This is a genomic window from Prescottella equi (assembly GCF_020171745.1).
Taxonomy (GTDB): domain Bacteria; phylum Actinomycetota; class Actinomycetes; order Mycobacteriales; family Mycobacteriaceae; genus Prescottella; species Prescottella equi_A.
In genome coordinates this window covers 302,164-317,992 of record NZ_JAIVAH010000013.1, presented here as the reverse complement: position 1 = coordinate 317,992, position 15,829 = coordinate 302,164, and the positions used below count along the sequence as shown (strand labels likewise).

General features: G+C 69.6%; 18 protein-coding genes. 12 read left to right on the top strand and 6 right to left on the bottom strand.

Annotation, left to right across the window (positions count from 1 at the left end; genetic code table 11):
* Nucleotides 1-165 precede the first annotated feature (165 nt).
* Entirely contained in the window at nucleotides 166-1,572 is a 1,407-nt protein-coding gene (locus LCL87_RS11610; protein WP_225019676.1) for an NAD(P)H-quinone dehydrogenase, read from the bottom strand.
* A 178-nt stretch (nucleotides 1,573-1,750) separates the two neighbouring features.
* On the opposite strand from LCL87_RS11610, the gene LCL87_RS11605 reads away from it, so the two are divergent.
* The gene (locus LCL87_RS11605) at nucleotides 1,751-2,221 is read left to right on the top strand and encodes a gamma-glutamylcyclotransferase family protein (RefSeq protein ID WP_225019674.1); all 471 of its coding nucleotides are present in this window, start codon (nucleotides 1,751-1,753) and stop codon (nucleotides 2,219-2,221) included.
* A gap of 22 nt (nucleotides 2,222-2,243) precedes the next feature.
* On the opposite strand, the gene LCL87_RS11600 is transcribed toward LCL87_RS11605, so the two are convergent.
* The 3 genes from LCL87_RS11600 to LCL87_RS11590 form a co-directional block, all read right to left on the bottom strand.
* Nucleotides 2,244-3,395 carry a M20 family metallopeptidase gene (locus LCL87_RS11600; protein ID WP_225019672.1) on the bottom strand — a complete coding sequence of 384 codons (1,152 nt, stop codon included), beginning with the start codon at nucleotides 3,393-3,395 and terminating at the stop codon, nucleotides 2,244-2,246.
* Nucleotides 3,392-4,528 (bottom strand): M20 family metallopeptidase, encoded by a 1,137-nt coding sequence (locus LCL87_RS11595; RefSeq protein WP_225019670.1) that lies wholly within the window; start codon nucleotides 4,526-4,528, stop codon nucleotides 3,392-3,394. The genes LCL87_RS11600 and LCL87_RS11595 overlap by 4 nt, the downstream gene beginning before the upstream one ends.
* Before the next feature lie 70 nt (nucleotides 4,529-4,598).
* Nucleotides 4,599-5,297 carry an enoyl-CoA hydratase/isomerase family protein gene (locus tag LCL87_RS11590; RefSeq protein WP_225019668.1) on the bottom strand — a complete coding sequence of 233 codons (699 nt, stop codon included), beginning with the start codon at nucleotides 5,295-5,297 and terminating at the stop codon, nucleotides 4,599-4,601.
* Between the two features lie 54 nt (nucleotides 5,298-5,351).
* On the opposite strand from LCL87_RS11590, the gene LCL87_RS11585 reads away from it, so the two are divergent.
* The 4 genes from LCL87_RS11585 to LCL87_RS11570 all read left to right on the top strand — a co-directional run bounded on the left by LCL87_RS11585 (nucleotide 5,352) and on the right by LCL87_RS11570 (nucleotide 9,082).
* The gene (locus tag LCL87_RS11585) at nucleotides 5,352-6,137 is read left to right on the top strand and encodes a purine-nucleoside phosphorylase (RefSeq protein ID WP_225019666.1); all 786 of its coding nucleotides are present in this window, start codon (nucleotides 5,352-5,354) and stop codon (nucleotides 6,135-6,137) included.
* Nucleotides 6,134-7,630, top strand: a complete 1,497-nt coding sequence (locus LCL87_RS11580; RefSeq protein ID WP_225019665.1) for a phospho-sugar mutase — start codon at nucleotides 6,134-6,136, stop codon at nucleotides 7,628-7,630. Before LCL87_RS11585 ends, LCL87_RS11580 begins: the two co-directional genes overlap by 4 nt.
* A 46-nt stretch (nucleotides 7,631-7,676) precedes the next feature.
* The gene (locus tag LCL87_RS11575; protein WP_225019664.1) at nucleotides 7,677-8,321 is read left to right on the top strand and encodes a PepSY domain-containing protein; all 645 of its coding nucleotides are present in this window, start codon (nucleotides 7,677-7,679) and stop codon (nucleotides 8,319-8,321) included.
* A gap of 95 nt (nucleotides 8,322-8,416) precedes the next feature.
* Nucleotides 8,417-9,082 (top strand): PepSY domain-containing protein, encoded by a 666-nt coding sequence (locus LCL87_RS11570; RefSeq protein ID WP_225019663.1) that lies wholly within the window; start codon nucleotides 8,417-8,419, stop codon nucleotides 9,080-9,082.
* On the opposite strand, the gene upp is transcribed toward LCL87_RS11570, so the two are convergent.
* The gene (gene upp / locus LCL87_RS11565; protein ID WP_225019662.1) at nucleotides 9,083-9,706 is read right to left on the bottom strand and encodes a uracil phosphoribosyltransferase; all 624 of its coding nucleotides are present in this window, start codon (nucleotides 9,704-9,706) and stop codon (nucleotides 9,083-9,085) included.
* A gap of 109 nt (nucleotides 9,707-9,815) precedes the next feature.
* Between upp and LCL87_RS11560 the strand changes: the two genes are divergently transcribed.
* Genes LCL87_RS11560 through LCL87_RS11540 form a run of 5 tightly spaced genes read left to right on the top strand, consistent with a single transcriptional unit; the run spans nucleotide 9,816 to nucleotide 13,267 of the window.
* Nucleotides 9,816-10,136: a type VII secretion target gene (locus tag LCL87_RS11560; RefSeq protein WP_225019661.1), complete on the top strand. Its 321-nt coding sequence runs from the start codon at nucleotides 9,816-9,818 to the stop codon at nucleotides 10,134-10,136.
* Nucleotides 10,133-11,284, top strand: coding sequence for a C40 family peptidase (locus tag LCL87_RS11555; RefSeq protein ID WP_225019660.1), 1,152 nt, complete (start codon nucleotides 10,133-10,135; stop codon nucleotides 11,282-11,284). Before LCL87_RS11560 ends, LCL87_RS11555 begins: the two co-directional genes overlap by 4 nt.
* Nucleotides 11,285-11,310: 26 nt before the next feature.
* Nucleotides 11,311-11,655, top strand: a complete 345-nt coding sequence (locus LCL87_RS11550; RefSeq protein ID WP_225019659.1) for a hypothetical protein — start codon at nucleotides 11,311-11,313, stop codon at nucleotides 11,653-11,655.
* A gap of 11 nt (nucleotides 11,656-11,666) precedes the next feature.
* On the top strand, nucleotides 11,667-11,987 hold the full coding sequence (locus LCL87_RS11545) for a YbaB/EbfC family nucleoid-associated protein (RefSeq protein ID WP_225019656.1): 321 nt from the start codon (nucleotides 11,667-11,669) through the stop codon (nucleotides 11,985-11,987).
* 47 nt (nucleotides 11,988-12,034) lie between these two features.
* Entirely contained in the window at nucleotides 12,035-13,267 is a 1,233-nt protein-coding gene (locus tag LCL87_RS11540) for a SatS C-terminal domain-containing protein (RefSeq protein ID WP_225019655.1), read from the top strand.
* 27 nt (nucleotides 13,268-13,294) lie between these two features.
* Here the strand turns inward: LCL87_RS11540 and LCL87_RS11535 are convergent, their stop codons facing one another.
* On the bottom strand, nucleotides 13,295-14,383 hold the full coding sequence (locus LCL87_RS11535; RefSeq protein WP_225019654.1) for an adenosine deaminase: 1,089 nt from the start codon (nucleotides 14,381-14,383) through the stop codon (nucleotides 13,295-13,297).
* A 589-nt stretch (nucleotides 14,384-14,972) separates the two neighbouring features.
* Here LCL87_RS11535 and sdhC point away from each other — a divergent pair.
* Nucleotides 14,973-15,377 (top strand): succinate dehydrogenase, cytochrome b556 subunit, encoded by a 405-nt coding sequence (sdhC, locus tag LCL87_RS11530; RefSeq protein ID WP_107983715.1) that lies wholly within the window; start codon nucleotides 14,973-14,975, stop codon nucleotides 15,375-15,377.
* A gap of 1 nt (nucleotide 15,378) precedes the next feature.
* Nucleotides 15,379-15,822: a succinate dehydrogenase hydrophobic membrane anchor subunit gene (locus LCL87_RS11525; RefSeq protein WP_225019653.1), complete on the top strand. Its 444-nt coding sequence runs from the start codon at nucleotides 15,379-15,381 to the stop codon at nucleotides 15,820-15,822.
* Nucleotides 15,823-15,829 lie beyond the last annotated feature (7 nt).

Here is a 15,829-nt window from a genome sequence, read left to right as displayed (position 1 = left end):
GACGACTCCGTGGTCGATGAGGGACGAAGGCAGGAACACCCAGGTCGTCCCGGATCCACGGGGCGGAGAGCGATGCGAGGGGCCGATGGTTCTCGGCCCCTCGCATCATTTCACAATCGATCCACGATATGGAAATCGCTTCCCAGATGTCGGGATGCTTCGCGATCAGTCCAGGTCGTCGTGGCGCATCAGCTGACGCGACGCTTCGGTGATGGAACCCGACAGCGACGGGTACACCGAGAAGGTCTGCGCCAGGTCGTTGACGGTGAGGTTGTTCTGGACCGCGATCGCGATCGGCAGGATCAGCTCCGACGCGGTCGCCGCCACCACGACGCCGCCGATGACGACACCGGTGGCCGGGCGGCAGAAGATCTTCACGAAACCGCGACGCAGACCGGACATCTTGGCGCGCGGGTTGGTGTTGAGCGGCAGCATGACCGTGCGCGCCGGCACCTCGCCGTTGTCGATCGCGGCCTGACTGACGCCGACGTTGGCGATCTCGGGACGCGTGAACACCGCCGAGGCGACGGTCTTGAGCTTGATCGGGCTGACACCCTCACCGAGCGCGTGGTACATCGCGATCCGGCCCTGCATCGCGGCCACCGAGGCCAGCGGCAGCAGCCCCGTGCAGTCACCCGCGGCGTAGACGCCCGAGACGGCGGTGCGCGAGACGCGGTCGACCCGCAGGTGGCCGCCCTGGTCGAGTTCGATACCGACCTTCTCGAGCCCGAGGCCCTCGGTGTTTGGAGTCGAACCGACCGCCATCAGCGCGTGGCTGCCGTACACAGTGCGCCCGTCCGAGAGTTTGACGACGACGCCGCCGTCCTCGGTGCGCTCGACGGCGTCGGCGCGCGCGTGCTTGACCAGCGTCACGCCACGCTCGGCGAGCACGTCCTCGAGGACCAGGGCCGCGTCGGCGTCCTCGTGCGGCATGACGCGGTCACGGCTCGACACGAGGGTGACCTTGACGCCCATCTCGGTGTACGCGGACACGAACTCGGCGCCAGTGACGCCGGAACCGACGACCACCAGGTGCGACGGCAGTTCCTCGAGGTCGTACAGGTGGCGCCACGTGAGGATGCGCTCGCCGTCCGGCACGGCACCCGGCAGCACGCGTGGGCTCGCGCCGGTCGCGATGAGGACGACATCGGCGTCGAGGACCTTCTCTTCGCCGGTGGTGAGCGTCGCGCGGACCTGGTGCGCCGCCATGCCGACCTGCCGATCGATCAGCTCGGCCTTGCCGGAGAGCAACTGCACGCCGACGCTCTGGAGGCGGGCGCGGATGTCGGAGGACTGGACCTGCGCAAGGTTCTTGACGCGGGAGTTGATCTCGGGCAGCGAGATCGTCGCGCTCGAGGGATCGAGGGAAATTCCCAGGTCGGTGGCGCGGCGCATGTCGGTGCGGATGCCGGTGGATGCGATGAAGGTCTTCGACGGAACACAGTCGAACAGAACGCACGCGCCACCGATGCCGTCCGAATCGATCAAGGAAACCGCGGCGCCGTGCTGGGCAGCCACCAGTGCCGCCTCGTATCCAGCGGGTCCGCCACCGATGATCACGATCCGGGTCATTCGTCCTCCAAGCTTGCCTCGACGGCCGGGATCTCCAGCCAGGCCCGCCTACAACGCTATTCCAGTGACCGGGAACACGCAGGCAACGGCCCCCTCTCGAGCGCCGAGTACATCGGATCGTGCGCCGGACGGTTCTCCCGCTTCCCGAGTTCCGAGCGGACGGATTAGGCTTGCCGCCGTGCCGATCTATGCCGCCTACGGGTCCAACATGCACCCGGAACAAATGCTCGAGCGCTGCCCGCATTCGCCGATGTCGGGCACCGGGTGGCTCCGAGGCTGGCGACTGACGTTCAGCGGCGGCGACATCGGCTGGGAGGGCGCCCTCGCGACCGTCGTCGAGGATCAGGACGATCCGGACGCCGGCGTCTTCGTCGTCCTGTACGACGTGCCGACCGAGGACGAGGAGCGCCTGGATCGCTGGGAGGGTTCCGAACTCGGCATCCACCGCAAGATCCGGCTCCGCGTCGACACCGGCGACGGACCCGTCCTGGCCTGGCTGTACGTGCTCGACGCCTACGAGGGCGGCCTGCCCTCGGCCCGCTACCTCGGTGTGATGGCCGACGCCGCGGAGATCGCCGGCGCCCCGTCCGACTACGTCCGGAGCCTGCGCACCCGCAACAGCCGCAACGTGGGCCCCGGCACCTCGTAGCTCGCGGTCAGGACTCGCGCGGTCAGGACTGCAGCACCAGGTTGGTCAGCACCCGGACGCCGGTGACCAGCGCCCGCTCGTCCAGGTCAAACGTGGGCTGGTGGATGTCCAGTTGCGGTCCGTGCCCGGACCACACCCCGAGCCTCGCCATCGCACCCGGCGCCTCCTCGAGGTACCAGGAGAAGTCCTCACCGCCGCCCGACTGCGGGGTGTCGGCGAGAGCATCCGGCCCGATCGCGCGGACGGCGTCCTCGAGCATCCGCGCCGACACCTCGTCGTTGACGACCGGTGGCACCCCGCGCCGGTAGTTGAGTTCGTAGCGCACCCCGGTGGGCGCGAGCAGTCCGTGCACGATCTCGCGGACCGTCGGCTCGAGCAACGCCCACGTGTCGTGGTCGCCGGTGCGCACGGTTCCGGTGAGGATGCCGCTGCGGGGGATCGCGTTGGGCGCCTGCCCTGCGCTGACGGCACCCCACACCATCACCGTCCCGCTGCGCGGATCGATACGGCGGCTGAGCATGCCCGGCAGTCCCGTGATGACGGTGCCGATCGCGTACACCAGATCGGTCGTCAGGTGCGGGCGTGAGGTGTGCCCTCCCGGCGAGTCGAGGACGAGTTCGACGGTGTCGGCCGCCGAGGTGATCGCCCCGACGCGCACCCCCACCTTGCCCGCCTCGAGCCGAGGGTCGCAGTGCAGCGCGAAGATCCGTGACACGCCCTGCATCCCACCGGCGGACACCACGTCGATCGCACCGCCCGGCATGACCTCCTCGGCCGGCTGGAAGATGAACCGCACCCCGATCGGCAACTGCGGCAGCGAGTTCAACGCCAGCGCCGTCCCGAGCAGGATCGAGGTGTGCGCGTCGTGACCGCACGCGTGTGCCACCCCGGGCACCGTCGACGAGTACGGCGCTCCCGTCGCCTCCTGCATCGGTAGCGCGTCCATGTCGCCGCGCAACCCGATCCGCATGCCGCCGGGACCGATGTCACAGATCACGCCCGTCCCACCGGGCAGCAGCAACGGCGACATCCCGGCCGCCGACAACTGACTCGCGACGAACGCGGTGGTCGCGAACTCGTGCCGCGCCAACTCCGGATTCGCGTGGAAGTGTCGGCGCCACCGCGACAGGTCCATCGTGTGCTCGGCGAGCCACTTCTCGACATCCTCGTTCACCGGCGTTCCACCCCCTCCAGCAGTCGCGCCCGCTGCTCCTCGTCGAGCGCGGCGCGAATCGTCGTGCGTGCCAGAGCGATCGCACCGTCGAGCACCGCCCGGTCGGCCGACTCGCTGACGGCGGCAGCCGCGAACTCGGGCTGATGCGTCACCGCCCCGCCGGAGTCGAGTCCGACGACCGGGTGGATCCCGGGCACCACGTGCGTCACGTTGCCCATGTCCGTACTGCCCAGCGGCCGAGACGATTCCAGCTCGGCGGACAACGGGGTCCGACCGAGGTCGACGATCTCGTCGCGGTACACGTCGGACAGCCAGGGGTCGGGCCGCAGTTCGGTGTACGGCGGCGAGACCGTACGGATCTCGTGGGTACACCCGGTCGCGAGCGCCCCGGCCGCGAAACATGCCTCGGCGCGGGTGGTCAACTCGTCGAGCGAGTCCGCAGTCCTTGCACGTAGGTAGTACAGCATCTCCGCGTGCGCGGGCACGATGTTGGGCGCCGCGCCTCCGTCACTGACGATGCCGTGCAGTTGCTGACCGGGCGCGAGGTGCTGCCGCAGTAGCGCCAACCCGACCTGGGCGACGGTGACGGCGTCGGCGGCATTACGCCCGAATTCCGGTGCGGCGGATGCGTGCGCCTCCCGGCCGGTGAAGGTGATCGCGAGGTCGGCGAGCGCGAGCGACGTGGCCCCGACGATGTCGAACGGTCCGGGATGCACCATCAGCGCCGCGGCGACGTCGGCGAAGACGCCACGCTCGAGCATGAGCACCTTGCCGCCACCGGTCTCCTCGGCCGGTGTGCCGATCACCCGGACGGTGATGCCCAGCGCGTCCGCGATCGGCGCGAGGGCGAGGGCGGCGCCGACCGAGGACGCCGCAATGATGTTGTGCCCGCAGGCATGACCGATCTCGGGCAGCGCGTCGTACTCGGCGAGGAGGCCGACCACCAGATCGCCGCTGCCGAAGCTCGCCTCGAACGCGGTGGGCAGGTCCGCGACCCCGGTGCGCACGTCGAAGCCCCGGCCACGCAGGAAGTCGACGAGCTTGGCGGCGCTGCGAAACTCCTCGAACGCCAACTCCGGTTCGGCATGGATGGAGTGCGACAGCGCGATCAGATCCGATCGCGCGGCCGACACCGCCTCCGATACTGCAGGGGATCCTGACCTCACAGTCCCCAGTCTCTCACTCCGGTGGGCCGGGCCCCGGCTAACCGAACTTGAAGTTGCTCTCGTCGGTCTTCGTGTCGAGGGCCTCGAGCGTCTCGCGATGGATGCCCCGCTTGATCCCGGAGAGGTTCGCACCGCGCGTGGAGACCAGCGCGGACGCCCTTGCCACGGCGGTGTCGAGCAGCAGATCGCCCTCGACCGCGTCGTCGACGATGCCCGCCGCGAGCGCGTCGGTTCCGCCGTAGCGACGGCCCGTCGTCATCGCCTCGACGGCCGTCTGCCGCGCCAGCCGAGAGGTGAGCAGCGACGACATCCCCACCGTGAACGGCATGTTCAGGTTGACCTCGGGCAGGCAGTAGTAGCCGCGATCGCTGCGCATGACCCGGAAGTCCTGCGACACCGCCAGCATCGCGCCGGCCCCGAACGCGTGTCCCTGCACCGCGGCGATCGTCGCCATCGGGAAGGTCAGCAGACGCGAGAAGACAGTGTGCACCCGATCCAGGTAGCCGGGCAGCTTGTCCAGATTGCCGAAGATCCAGTCGGTGTCGAGGCCGTTCGTGTAGAACTTGCCGGTTGCCGTGGTGACCAGCGCGGCGGGGCCCTCGTGCGCCTCCACCTCGTCGAGCAACGCGTGCGTGGCGTCGATCCAGTCGGGATGGAACCGGTTCTCGTTGTCCGTCTCCCCCTCGTTGCCGAGGTACAGGACGAAGACGTCGCCTTGGCGATTCAGGTATGGCATGGCCGCGATACTACCCGCGAGTAACATCGCGTGCCGCCACTACTGTGTCCGTTCATGGGCACACTCGAGCAGCAGGCCGCCGACGTCCTCGCCGACCGCACCGGGATCGCGAAGCATCGCGCCGCGGTCGTCCTCGGCTCGGGGTGGCGGGCCGCGGCCGACGCGCTGGGCGAACCGGTCGCCGCGGTGCCGATGGCAGACCTACCCGGGTTCGCCACACCGTCCGCCTCCGGACACGCCGGGACAGTGTTGTCGGTCCGCGTCGGCGACACCCCCGTCCTGGTCCTGCTCGGCCGCGCGCACGCCTACGAGGGGCACGAGCTCGCGCGCGTCGTGCATCCCGTGCGCACCGCGATCGCGGCCGGCGCCGAGACCGTCGTCCTGACCAATGCCGCGGGCGGCATCCGTGAAGGCATGAGCGTCGGGCAGCCCGTCCTCATCAGCGACCACCTCAACCTCACCGCGCGGTCCCCGCTGGTCGGGGCGCAGTTCGTGAACCTGGTCGACGCCTACAGTCCCCGACTGCGGGCCCTGGCCCGCGAGATCGACCCGACGCTCACCGAGGGGGTGTACGCGGGACTGCCGGGGCCGCACTACGAGACGCCCGCGGAGATCCGGATGCTCCGCACTCTGGGCGCGGACCTGGTCGGGATGTCGACCGTGCACGAGACCATCGCGGCCCGCGAGCGCGATGCGGAGGTCCTCGGCGTCTCGCTCGTGACGAACCTCGCCGCCGGCATCACCGGCGATCCTCTCGACCACGCCGAGGTGCTCGCCGCAGGACAGGCGTCCGCCGGCCGTATGGGCGCGTTGCTCCACGACCTGCTGGCCCGGTTGTGACCCTCCGCTTCGGCACCGCCGGCCTGCGCGGACCGGTCGGCGACGGGCCGGACTGCATGAACGTCGGCGTCGTCGAGCGCACGACGGCCGGCCTGGCGCAGTGGCTGCGCGACAAGTGCCTCGGCGGCGGTGTCGCGGTCGTCGGCCGAGACGCCCGGCACGGGTCGGAGGAGTTCGCGACCGCCGCGGCCGAGGTCCTCGCCGCCGAGGGCTTCGACGTCGTGCTGCTGCCGCGTCCACTACCCACTCCCCTGGTCGCGTTCGCGGTACGCCGCCTGGGCGCGGTAGCCGGCGTGCAGATCACCGCGTCTCACAACCCACCCGCCGACAACGGCTACAAGGTGTACATGCACGGCGGGTCCCCGCTCGCGGCCCCGGCCGACCGGGAGATCGAGGACGTGATCGCCCGCGTCTCGCAGATCCGGCGCACTCCGGTCACCCCGGCCGACGACACGCTCGTCTCGGCGTACCTGGACCGGGTCGCGTCACTGCCGTTCGGCGACCGCCGCGACGTCCGGATCGCGCTCACCCCCCTGCACGGTGTCGGCGGCGAGATCGCGGTGGCCGCCCTGCGCGCCGCAGGATTCACCGACGTCCATACCGTGACAACACAATTCGACCCCGATCCCGACTTCCCCACGGTCGCGTTCCCGAACCCCGAGGAACCCGGAGCGCCGGACGAACTGCTCGCCCTCGCCGCGGCGGTCGGCGCCGACGTCGCGATCGCGCTCGACCCGGATGCCGACCGCTGCGCTGTCGGCGTCCCCGGCCCGGACGGCTGGCGGATGCTCACCGGCGACGAGACCGGGGCGCTGCTCGGCGAGCGGATCCTCGCGCACACGACCGGGGACGCATTGGTCGCGACAACCATTGTGTCGTCGACGCTGCTCGGGAAGATCGCCGACGCCCACGGCGCCCGCTCCGCGCGCACCCTCACCGGGTTCAAGTGGCTGGTGCGCGCCGGCGAGGGCCTGGTGTACGCGTACGAGGAGGCCGTCGGGCACTGCGTCGACCCGGATGTCGTGCGGGACAAGGACGGCATCTCGGCGGCCGTGCTGATCGCCGACCTCGTGGCCGATCTGAAGTCCGGCGGGCGGACACCGCTCGATGCGCTCGACGACCTCGCCGCACGGTTCGGGGTCCACGTCACCGGCCAGGTGTCGCGCCGGTTCGACGACCTGGACGAGATCGGTCGCGCGATGGCCGGGCTGCGCGCCCACCCGCCGACGGAGATCGCCGGAATCACCGTCGCGGCAACGGACCTCGCCGCGTTGCGTGGTCCGCTCCGCACCGACGCGGTCACCCTGTCCGGCCCCGGACTCCACGTCACGGTCCGGCCGTCGGGCACCGAACCGAAACTCAAGGCCTACTTCGAAGTGGTCGAGCCCGCGCCGGCGGCCCCGGACCTCGCCGCTGCCCGTCGCGCGGCACAGGACCGGGCCGCGGCCGTCCGGGCGCAACTTGCGACGGAGGATCGACTCGGCACATCCTGAAGGTCGAGAACTCCCACCCGAAGGCGACAACGGAACGGAGAACAGGATGCTTCACTCGCGCGGTTCCGCATCGAGGACCCGGGGAACAGCACTCGCGATCGCGGGGGCCGCACTCGTCGCTCTCGCCGGTTGCGGCGGAAACGACGACGGCGGGCAGAATGCCACGACGACCACCGGCATGACCACCGGCATGACCACCGGCATGACCACCGGTACGACCGGCGCCACGACCACCGGTCCGGCCCAGGCCACTGCCCCGAGTACGCAGGCGCTCGAGCGGGCCGGAGCGACCGCCGTCGCGGCAGTGCCCGGAAGCGTCCTCGTCTCGATCGAATCGGAGCACGACCAGACCTGGGAGGCCCAGGTCGTCACGCCCGACGGGGTCGAACACCATGTCGACGTCACCTCCGACGGCTCATCGGTCCTCGGGACGCCCAGGATCGACGACCAGGACGATGCCGACCGCGCGAAGCACCGCGATCGCGTGCAGGCGGCGACCCTCGACTACACCGCGGCCACTGCCGCCCTGCTCACCGAGGTACCCGGCGGGTCGGTGACCGAACTCAACCTCGACTCCGACAACGGCACCACGGTATGGGAGGCCGACGTGATCGACGGATCCGGCACGAAACACGAAGTCACGATCGACGCCGCCACCGGCACGGTTCTGTCGAACACCACCGGACGCTGACCCCGGCAATCGACGCATCTTCACGCTCAGGCGCATCAATCTCTGATACAACCGTCTGCGTAGCGAAGAATGGCGATTTGAGAGGTTTCAGCGATATGAGGATTTTCCGAGACAGTGCCGCATCCCGAGTGGGAGCGGCCGCCGTCGCCGGCGTCGCGCTCTTCGCTCTGGCCGGCTGCAGCAGCGACGACGGAAGCAGCGCCTCCACCACGAGCGCCGCAGCGACCAGCACCTCCGCGAAGGCATCGGCGACAACCTCTTCCGCATCCTCCGCGAACTCGGCAACGTCCGCCCAATCGGCACCCGCCGCCACCCCGGGGCAGTCGACGGCTTCGCTGGCGCCCGGCTGGAACGCCAAGGTCTTCGAACACGCCGGCCGCACCGCGATCGCGGCGGTTCCCGGCAGCACGCTGGTCTCCATCGAGGAGAACAGCGACGGCAGCTGGGTGGTCGACCTCATCAACGCCGACGGCGTCGCCGTCGAGGTCGGCATCTCGCCCGACGGCGACCGCGTCATCGCAGGACCTTCGGCAACCGGTGGGCAGAACCCGGGTACCGCAGAAGCGAAACTCGACTACACCGCCGCCACCGGCGTCGTCCTCACAGAGGTCCCGGGCGGCCGGATCACCGACCTGAACCTCGTGGTGGAGAAGGGCGGCACGTACGTGTGGGAGGCCGACGTGGTCGATGCCTCCGGAGCGCAGCGTGCAGTGGACGTCGACGCGGTGACCGGCCGCGTCCTGCAGAACGCTCCGCGCTAGCTAGCGGGGGCCGAACTGCCGGTCACCCGCGTCGCCGAGTCCCGGCACGATGAAGGCGTTCTCGTCGAGTCCCTCGTCGACGGTCGCCGTGACCAGGCGCACCGGGTGACCGGAGTTCGCGAGAGCTTCGACGCCCTGCGGGGCCGCGACCACGCACACCGCGGTGATGTCGGTGGCGCCACGCGCGACGAGCAGGTCGATCGTGTGCACCATCGAGCCGCCCGTCGCGAGCATCGGATCGAGCACGTAGACGGGGATGCCGGACAGGTCGGCAGGCAGCGATTCGAGGTACGGCACCGGCTGGTGCGTCTCCTCGTCCCGGGCCATGCCGACGAACCCGACCCGTGACTGCGGAATGGCCAGGCTGGCCTGATCGACCATGCCGAGCCCCGCGCGCAGAACGGGAACCAGCAGCGGCGGGTGCGCCAGGCGGTAGCCCGTCGTCACGGCCACCGGCGTCTTGACGTCGAACTCCTCGACCGGGGCATTGCGGGTGGCCTCGTAGATCAACATCTGGGTCAGCTCGCGCAGTGCGGAACGGAACGTCGGGCTGTCGCTCCGCTCGTCCCTCATCGTCGTCATAAGAGCAGCTGCCAGCGGATGGTCGACCACGTGCGTTTCCATGACTTCACAGGATAGTGCGCCGGTCACCGCTCCCGAATCCGATGGGAACCGAACGGCTCCTCACCGCGTCCAACCCTTCGACGGAATTCTTTTCGACGGGGGGAACCACATGGGTGAGTTCTCGGCACAGACTGCAGGCATCGCGGCGTTCGGCGCCACGGCCGCGGCTCTCGCCGTACAGACCGAGGCCGCGGGTGTGGCCGCCGGCGCAGCGGGTCCGGCGCTGCTCGGTCCGGTTTTCGGGGTCGTCGGCGGCGACTTCGTGGCCGCGTTCACAGCCGCCCAGTCCGCTCACGTCGCCGAGGTGGGGCGCCTCTCCTCGGCCTGGTCGGCCATCAGCGCGGCCGCCGCGAGCACCGCCGCCGCGTACGACGCGACGGACGCCGCGGGCGCGGACGCCGTCGCCGGCACGGGTGCGGGGCTGTCGTGATCGACGTCCTGGCGCGCCCCGTCGTCGACCTGCTCGCCGCGTTCGGCTCCGGCGCCCTGCCCGGTGGCTCCCCCGCCGCATCGCTGCGGGCGGCCTCGGACGCGATCGACACCGCCCATGCGCTCGGCCGGACCGGCATCAGCGAACTCGGCGGCGTCTGGACCGGAGTCGCCGCCGACGCCGCGAACGCCAAGGCCGAGTCCACACAGTCCGCGTCGGTGCAGCTGTCGGACCGCGGCCGGGAGATCGCGACCGTCGTCGAGGCGGCGTCCGAATGCGTCCGGGCCGGCAACGCCGAACTCGCGGCGATCCTGCAGTCCTTCCTGTCGCTCGCGTCGTCCGCGCTCCCCGCGCTGGCGACACCGGCCGGACAGATGATGCTGATCGGTGCCGCCGTCGAACACCTCGGGCGCGCGCTGACCGTCGTCGAGCGGGTGCGCGGCGAGCTGGCCGTGCACACCGCGAAGATCGTCGAACTCACCGCGCCGGACCCGGTGCCCGCCGACGCGCGCACGGTCGTCGCGTCCGCGGGCATGCCCGTCGCGGCTCCCGGGGCGCCCCAGGCCGACGTCGCGGGCCGGGTGCTGTCGGCGTTCACCAGTTCCCCCTCCGGATCGTTCGGATCATCGGTCGGAGACGCCGCGAGTCCCCTTGCGTACGGATCCGGCTCGTCCGGATCCGGTTCGTCCGTGGCCGCCGCGGACAACGGCAGCGCCGGCGGCTCGAGTTCGTACGACCCGCGCTTCGGCGGGAGCGGTGTCGAGATCGTGCTGCCCGACGGCAGCACCGTCGTCGCCCCCAACGAGGAGGCCGCCGACGCGGTGCGCAACGCCCTCACCCAGCAGGGCGTTCCGTACCAGTGGGGCGGCACGACGCCCGGGCAGGGACTGGACTGCAGCGGCCTCACCCAGTGGGCGTACGGCGAGGCCGGGGTGGAGTTGCCCAGGCTGGCCCAGGAGCAGAGCGTGGGAGTCCCGGTCGCGCAGGAGAACCTCATGCCCGGCGACCTCGCGGTGTGGGACGGCCATGTCGCGATGGTGATCGGCAACGGGCAGATGGTCGAGGCCGGCGATCCAGTGTCCGTCAGTGCGATCCGAACCAGCAACAGCGGCATGGGCTTCCATGGCTTCTTCCGCCCCACCGAATGAGTGCCTCGTCCCACGATCGGAGTGACATGACAGAACCGTTCCCGCCCCCGGCGCCCTGCTCGGCTACCGCCGTCAACCGTGCGCGCACCGTCGCGGTCCGCGCCACGGAGACGGGGCTTCCCCTCGACATCCGGATCGACCGGGGCGAGCTGCGCTACGGCGGCGCACGCCTGGCCACCGAGATCCTGCGCCTGTGCCGGGAGGCCGGCCGGGAGGCCGGGACTCGGCGACGCGAGGAACTGAGCCGCGACGGTGTGCCCGCCGACGTACTCGATCGGCTCGGACTGCCCACCCGCGAGCAGGTCGCGGCGATCCAGCGCGTCGAGGACGAGAGCCAGGCCGGCCCGGCCAGTTGGATGCGGCCCGCATGAATGGAGGCGACATGGATGGACGCGACATGGATGGACGCGACATGGATGCCATCGTCGAGCAGGCGGCGGCGCAGCTGGATCTTCTCGACGACGCGCTGTCGGCACTGCAGGCCGTCCGGGTGGAGGCCGCGAGCGACGACGGACGCGTGCGGGTCGAGGTCGACGGCAACGGCAGCCCGACCGGGTTGTGGCTCAGCGATTCCGTCCAGGATCTCGACGCCGCGGTGCTCGCGCGAACCATCACGCACACCGCGCACCTCGCTGCGGCCACGGCGAACGAGGCACGCAACCGGATCACGGCCGAACTGTTCGACACGTTCGAAACGCGGTGACGGCGTCCAGCTATATCTTTGCGCCTCGGCTGGATAGGCTTCCGGCCATGGCTGGAGACATCGTCCCGATCGAACTCGGTCTCACCCGAGGCGACCTCGTCACTCTGTGGGCCCCGAGCTGGCGTGAGGGCGACGACGAGTGGGAGGCCTTCCTCGGCCACGAGGAGGACCTGTACGGATTCCCCACCGTCGCCGAGCTCGCAGCGTTCATCCGGACGAACAGCGACAACGACCTCGTCGATCACCCGGCGTGGGCGACCGTCTCCCGGCTCGCGGCGCCCGAACTCGAGCCCGACGACGCCAATGGCTTCGATCTGATCGGTGTCCCCGAACTCGCGGCCGGTGACCCCGAACCGCTGACCGTCGCCGAACTCCGCAGCACCCTCGACATGGTGCGCAACCTGGGCGAGGTCTGCGAACTCGAACCGGTCCTGAAGTTCTTCGCCAACCACCCCGAGCTGAACTACCTGCGCGGCGGCGAGGACGTGTTCGCCGGGCGCGAGGGCGAGGAGCTGTGGGACCGGATCGGCACCGCGGTCGCCCAGGGCTGGGACGCGGTGATCGATGCCGTGGACGCGATCGTCTCCACCCCCGCTGTCGACGCGGAGGCTCTGTCCGTCGCCGAGGCCGAGGTCCTCGCGGCAGAGGAGAACGTGGTCGACGCGGACGACGAGGCCGAGTCCGACGAGGACCTGGACGAGTACGACGCCGAATCCGAGGAGGAAGAGGAGGAGACGTTCTGGACCGAGGTGGGCATCGACCCGATCCAGATCATCACCTCCGAGACCACCTACTACTCGTTGCGCTGCTACCTCGACGAGCACGCGGTGTTCCTGGGCCGCGGCGGAAAGATCTCGGTCTTCGGTTCGGAGCGCGCCCTCGCCCGCTACCTCGCCGACAACCACGACCACGCGCTCGCTCAGGTCAGCACCTACGAGCAGGTCCAGAACGCCGCAGTGGACGGCTCGCTCGACATCGAGGTCACCGACCAGAACGTCTACGTCCTTCCGGGACTGGCAGACGACCTGGCCGACGGCCCGGACAGCGTCGACGCCGACCAGCTCGAGCTGGCCGTCGAGCTGTTCACCGACGCTGCGGACTTCGCGAAGGACGACGCCACCGATGCCGCGCTGGCCGCGTCGACGCCGCTCGGCTGGTACGTCTCGTACATCCTCGAACCCGACCCCGGACGCATGACGCCGAGCCCGCCGTTCCAGGCCGAGGCCGAGTCGTGGCGGGCGCTGGAGAACGAGTTCGAGACGCGCCTTCGCCCCGAGTAGCCGGGGGGCCGGGCGAGCGGTGGCGGGTCAGCCGATCAGCACCGCGTAGCCTGGCTTGATGACCCCGTCGATCAGCGCCAGCCGCTGGTCGAACGGGATGAACGCCGACTTCATCGCGTTGATGGTGAACCGTTCGAGATCGCTCCAGCCGTACCCGAAGGTGTTGACCAGCGCCAGCATCTCGCGGCTCATCGAGGTGTCACTCATCAGCCGGTTGTCGGTGTTGACGGTCACCCGGAACCGCAGCCGCGCGAGCAGATCGAACGGGTGCTCCTCGAGATTCGCGACCGCGCCGGTCTGCACGTTCGAGCTCGGGCACAGCTCGAGAGGGATCCGCTTGTCGCGCACGTAGTTCGCGAGCAGTCCGAGGGACATCTCGCCGTCGGGCCCGACTGTGATGTCGTCGGTGATGCGCACGCCGTGCCCCAGCCGGTCCGTACCGCAGAACGCGATGGCCTCGTGGATCGACGGCAGCCCGAACGCCTCTCCCGCATGGATCGTGAAATGCGCGTTGCACGTGCGCATGTATTCGAAGGCGTCGAGGTGCCGGCTCGGCGGGTATCCGGCCTCGGCGCCGGCGATGTCGAAGCCGACGACGCCGCGGTCGCGGAAACGGACCGCGAGTTCGGCGATCTCGCGGGAGCGGGCCGCGTGCCGCATCGCGGTGAGCAGGCAGCCGATCCGGATCTCGCGCCCCTCGGCCCGGGCGTTCTCCTCCCCCTCCCGAAAACCTTCGAGGACGTGCTCGACGACGTCGTCGAGACTCAGCCCGCTCTCGAGGTGCTGTTCGGGCGCGAACCGCACCTCGGCGTAGACCACGCCGTCGTCGGCGAGATCCTCGGCGCACTCCCGCGCGACGCGGCGCAGACCGGCCGGTGTCTGCATGACGGCGACGGTGTGCGCGAACGTCTCGAGGTAGCGCTCGAGCGAACCGCTGTCGGCGGCGTCCCGGAACCACACGGCGAGTTCGTCGGGCGTCTCGGCGGGCAACCCGGTGTAGCCGCATGCGTCGGCCAGTTCGACGACGGTGGCGGGCCGCAGGCCACCGTCGAGGTGGTCGTGCAGCAGCACCTTGGGCGCGCTGCGGAGGTAGCTCAGATCCAACGGCGCTGTCATGGCTAGACGGTAGCCGCGGGACCTGTCGATCGCGTGGCTTCCGGATGCCGAGTGTCGGAACCGGCGATGGCCGGTAGGTGGGATCCCGAATTGCCGTCGACCACTCGCGTCACACAAGATGACGGCCGTAACCACGCAGAATGATGTTACCGACGAGTAGACATTCGCGGCCCCAGCACAGACCGTGTGAGACATTTTCCACATTGCATCCGCAGGCCACAGGCCCATCGCCCCACGGCGCGCCCCTGCGGCAAACGCGCGACCGCCAGACTCGAGATCGGCCGCCGCGAGGCGATGCCCATTGTCGCGCAACAACTTCCACGAAACCAGGGCACTAGGTCCCCTCTCGGGACCGGCTACTGAATGCATGCAGATAATGGACGGACGCCACTCCGGTCGCTATGGGAAGGCAAACCTAACAACCATTTTCGACGCCGTACGAACCGCGAAGGGAATTAGTTCCCGGATTCTGTTGGGTTTAGAGTTCACAGAAGTCGGTTTAGGTTCTCGTCGAGCCCGAGCTGCGGGATACCCGAAAAGTTGTGCAGGCTCGACGCGCCCACCAAAGACGTTGGAGGCACAGCAGTCGATGAGCAGCACGACAGAAGCCGCTCCCGCTAAGGAGCGCACCCGGTCGCTTTACCGGGGCGACCCGGGCATGTGGTCCTGGGTTCTGCACCGGATCACAGGCGTAGCGACATTCTTCTTCCTTTTCGTCCACGTCCTGGACACCGCCCTCGTGCGGGTCAACCCGGACACGTACGACCGAGTCATCGAGACCTACAAGAACCCCCTTGTCGGCCTCATGGAGCTCGCCCTCGTCGCCATGGTGCTGTACCACGCACTCAACGGCGTTCGCGTGATGCTCGTCGACTTCTGGTCGAAGGGACCCCAGTACCAGCGCGTCATGCTCTGGGTGATCATCGCGATCTGGTTCGTGGTGATGATCCCGGGTGCCGGTCGCATCTTCTACAACATGTTTGCGGGGCACTGACATGACGACAGAAGCCAAGTCGCTCGGCAAGGCGTTCGATCGCCCCGCCAGCCTCGACAACCCCCGCTCGCCGCGCAAGCCGGCGAAGAACAACTTCGAGCTCTACGCGTGGCTGTTCATGCGTTTCTCGGGCCTGGCGCTCATCATCCTGGTCCTGGGTCACCTGTTCATCATGCTGATGCTCGACGACGGCGTGCACCGCATCAACTTCGCGTTCGTCGCGGGTCGCTGGTCCAGCCCGTTCTGGCAGATGTGGGACCTCACCATGCTCTGGCTCGCCCAGCTGCACGGCGGTAACGGCCTGCGCACGGTCATCGCGGACTACTCGCGCAAGGACTCCACCCGGTTCTGGCTCAACACGATCCTGGTCGTGTCGATGATCCTGATCATGGGCCTGGGCACCTACGTCATCTTCACCTTCGACCCCAACATCTCGGCGAGCTAGGGGAGCA

What these genes read in the sequence shown, in the direction of transcription:
- LCL87_RS11610 (WP_225019676.1), bottom strand. Translation starts at nt 1,572, where the DNA reads ATGACCCGGATCGTGATCATCGGTGGCGGACCCGCTGGATACGAGGCG.
- LCL87_RS11590 (WP_225019668.1), bottom strand. Translation starts at nt 5,297, where the DNA reads ATGCCATACCTGAATCGCCAAGGCGACGTCTTCGTCCTGTACCTCGGC.
- LCL87_RS11585 (WP_225019666.1), top strand. Translation starts at nt 5,352, where the DNA reads ATGGGCACACTCGAGCAGCAGGCCGCCGACGTCCTCGCCGACCGCACC.
- LCL87_RS11575 (WP_225019664.1), top strand. Translation starts at nt 7,677, where the DNA reads ATGCTTCACTCGCGCGGTTCCGCATCGAGGACCCGGGGAACAGCACTC.
- LCL87_RS11570 (WP_225019663.1), top strand. Translation starts at nt 8,417, where the DNA reads ATGAGGATTTTCCGAGACAGTGCCGCATCCCGAGTGGGAGCGGCCGCC.
- upp (WP_225019662.1), bottom strand. Translation starts at nt 9,706, where the DNA reads ATGGAAACGCACGTGGTCGACCATCCGCTGGCAGCTGCTCTTATGACG.
- LCL87_RS11560 (WP_225019661.1), top strand. Translation starts at nt 9,816, where the DNA reads ATGGGTGAGTTCTCGGCACAGACTGCAGGCATCGCGGCGTTCGGCGCC.
- LCL87_RS11550 (WP_225019659.1), top strand. Translation starts at nt 11,311, where the DNA reads ATGACAGAACCGTTCCCGCCCCCGGCGCCCTGCTCGGCTACCGCCGTC.
- LCL87_RS11545 (WP_225019656.1), top strand. Translation starts at nt 11,667, where the DNA reads ATGGATGGACGCGACATGGATGGACGCGACATGGATGCCATCGTCGAG.
- LCL87_RS11540 (WP_225019655.1), top strand. Translation starts at nt 12,035, where the DNA reads ATGGCTGGAGACATCGTCCCGATCGAACTCGGTCTCACCCGAGGCGAC.
- LCL87_RS11535 (WP_225019654.1), bottom strand. Translation starts at nt 14,383, where the DNA reads ATGACAGCGCCGTTGGATCTGAGCTACCTCCGCAGCGCGCCCAAGGTG.
- sdhC (WP_107983715.1), top strand. Translation starts at nt 14,973, where the DNA reads ATGAGCAGCACGACAGAAGCCGCTCCCGCTAAGGAGCGCACCCGGTCG.
- LCL87_RS11525 (WP_225019653.1), top strand. Translation starts at nt 15,379, where the DNA reads ATGACGACAGAAGCCAAGTCGCTCGGCAAGGCGTTCGATCGCCCCGCC.